Below are 2,395 nucleotides of genomic sequence, written 5' to 3'. Positions count from 1 at the left end.
AAATCCCGCTCAAAAACCCGCACAGAAACCCGCTCTAAATACCACGATAAATACCACGATAAATAATGTGACAATTTTGGAGAAAAATGTGATACATAATTTCGATAACAGAGAAACTGGAAAGAATGCCAGAGAGAATGATCTAGAGTTGCAACCAACTGCTTTAGTTCATGGCCAGATATATTTGACTTAGATAAAGCTTTTTCTACTTGCAGTAAATGAGATATATTCCAAGCCAAATGACGGGAAACTCCAAAATTAGATTTTTTTAGCTTTTCCTCTAGTGTTTTGATGATAATCTGCTTTTCTTCTATTGAATATTCTGGGCTTTTTAAGTTTTTTAATAAAGTTTGGATCTCCAAATTTAGATCCGAAAGATCTTGTGGTGCTTCTAGAATTAATAAAGGTTCTATATTCTTCTCTAAAATCACAATATTTTCTGGGGCTGGATCTCGTTTGAAAGTCTGCCAACCTTCTTTTGCGACAAAGGAAAAGAATCCTAAACTGCTAATTACTCCAACTGCTAGAACGAAGTTATTGCGCCAATATTTTTTTACTTTTTGCCCATCCTTTTTATCCATATTCTCAAGCTCCCAACACTCCTTGTAACTGAATCGAACTTTTACCCTGAATTAACCAAAAACTGTTCTTTGAGAGAGCATCAGACGATAATTCTGCACATCCGATAAACAGCTCGCACCCAACCCTGTTACCTTGTAATACTTCCGTCTTGCCCCACTAGAACCCGTACTCTCATCACCCCAACGCGATTCGATCAGTCCCTTTTTCTCCAATCGGTTTAATGCTGGATAGATACTGCCATAGGTCAGCGGAAGACCTGGGCGACCTGGATTGATATAGTCCAAAAGCTCTAATCCGTATAATTCTCTACCCAGCAAGACTGTCAGAATATCCTCATCTATGCTGGATAGCTTAATTGGTTTCTTTGCCATAGGTAAACTACACCATCAACTTGACTATAGTTTTAATGATATCATAAAAACATATAAATAATGATTTTTTATGAAAAACGATATAATAAACAGATAAAAAAACTTAATTGATTATTTAGAAGCAGGAGATTCTTTAAACATATTTCTCGAACATTTTCCCAGCGTTACTAGGCAAAACGCGGTCTCACTGATCGCGAGGCGCTACGCGATCGCCGTTCCGAGACTAGCTGAAAAATCATTATTAACAGAGAGATTGCCAGAAAAATCAAACTATATTTTGTAAAAGCTCTTTAGCTTTAAGATGAAGAATAGGAATTTCGTTGACAACGACATCCCAAACTATATCGTAATCAACTCCAAAATATTGATGAATTAATTTGTCTCGCATTCCTGCCATTTTTCGCCATTCAATTTCTGGATACTGTTGACGGAAAGAATCAGGTAATTGTTTTACTGCTTCTCCTATAATTTCCAAACTACGACTAAAGGCTCGTTTTAAGGTTTCATCTCCTAGAAAAGAATCTTTGCTTAGATCTTTAGACGTTAAAAGTAAATATTCAGTTTCATGAAGAATATGTTGTAAAAAAGCTTTAAACTTTCTAGACATATTCAACCTCTCGTAAAATATTTTCTTCAATATAAGGACTGAGAGAATCAATTGTCACTAAATCCACTTTTCTTCCTAATAAACCTTCTAGAAAAAATGATAAGTTCATAAAATTATCAAAGGTTTTCCGAGAAGATTCAAAAACAACTAAAACATCAACATCACTTTCCTTGCTTGCTGTATCACGAACAAAAGAACCAAACAAGCCAAGACGATTTACTCCAAATTGCTCTAATTCAGATTGACGATTTCTTAAAAGTTTCATCACATCTTTTTTGGTAGTAACTTTCATCCTTAATTTAATAACCTAAATATCTAAATTTTATATTGCATCTTTTACTGTCACATTCGATTTTATTTTTCTTTTGCTTTTAATTTATTAATTATCGTCGTTAATATTTTAAGTATTCTCTCTGATTCCTCAAGTAGTAAGCTCATCTTATTTTCTGAAACTATTTCTGATTTAATCATTATTTTGATCCAATAGCGAGACTCACTTGCCTCTTTTAAGGCAATAGAGTATTTACTAATAAAATCCTTATTTGACTGAGCATAAATTGCCTCTGCGACATTTGCTCCAACACTGGTACCACTACTCAGAAATTGCTTTGATATTACTGCTACTGCGTCATTATAGTGGTTATTCCTGTTAATTTCTGTGTAGGCTTTGATCACTCTAATCGCAAAATTTTCAGAGCGTTCCTGAATAGAAACATCATTATTACCCATTACTCATTACCCAGGGCTATTTCATTATAAAAACATCCATGAGCAGAGCTAAGGATCTTGAACAAAGCCGTTGAGCTTGAGCCATATTTTTCCATCCGTATTGTCG

At 34.5% G+C, this 2,395-nt stretch carries 5 protein-coding genes and 1 pseudogene; 1 reads left to right on the top strand and 5 read right to left on the bottom strand.

Annotated features, from left to right (window positions below):
• Both XEN7305_RS00155 and XEN7305_RS00150 read right to left on the bottom strand, forming a co-directional pair.
• On the bottom strand, positions 1 to 581 hold a 581-nt coding region (locus XEN7305_RS00155), incomplete at its 3' end, for a hypothetical protein (RefSeq protein ID WP_006507257.1).
• 51 nt (positions 582 to 632) lie between these two features.
• Entirely contained in the window at positions 633 to 953 is a 321-nt protein-coding gene (locus XEN7305_RS00150) for a PadR family transcriptional regulator (protein ID WP_006507256.1), read from the bottom strand.
• A gap of 97 nt (positions 954 to 1,050) precedes the next feature.
• On the opposite strand from XEN7305_RS00150, the pseudogene XEN7305_RS30160 reads away from it, so the two are divergent.
• A pseudogene (locus XEN7305_RS30160) lies at positions 1,051 to 1,236 on the top strand (hypothetical protein); the annotation flags it as partial.
• On the opposite strand, the gene XEN7305_RS00145 reads toward XEN7305_RS30160, so the two are convergent.
• The 3 genes from XEN7305_RS00145 to XEN7305_RS00135 form a co-directional block, all read right to left on the bottom strand.
• Positions 1,219 to 1,560 carry a DUF86 domain-containing protein gene (locus XEN7305_RS00145; protein WP_006507255.1) on the bottom strand — a complete coding sequence of 114 codons (342 nt, stop codon included), beginning with the start codon at positions 1,558 to 1,560 and terminating at the stop codon, positions 1,219 to 1,221. The pseudogene XEN7305_RS30160 and the gene XEN7305_RS00145 overlap by 18 nt on opposite strands.
• The gene (locus XEN7305_RS00140) at positions 1,553 to 1,852 is read right to left on the bottom strand and encodes a nucleotidyltransferase family protein (RefSeq protein ID WP_006507254.1); all 300 of its coding nucleotides are present in this window, start codon (positions 1,850 to 1,852) and stop codon (positions 1,553 to 1,555) included. Before XEN7305_RS00140 ends, XEN7305_RS00145 begins: the two co-directional genes overlap by 8 nt.
• Before the next feature lie 62 nt (positions 1,853 to 1,914).
• Positions 1,915 to 2,289 (bottom strand): four helix bundle protein, encoded by a 375-nt coding sequence (locus tag XEN7305_RS00135; RefSeq protein ID WP_006507253.1) that lies wholly within the window; start codon positions 2,287 to 2,289, stop codon positions 1,915 to 1,917.
• Positions 2,290 to 2,395 lie beyond the last annotated feature (106 nt).

The organism is Xenococcus sp. PCC 7305 (assembly GCF_000332055.1).
GTDB lineage: Bacteria > Cyanobacteriota > Cyanobacteriia > Cyanobacteriales > Xenococcaceae > Xenococcus.
This window is presented reverse-complemented; position numbering and strand designations above follow the sequence as displayed.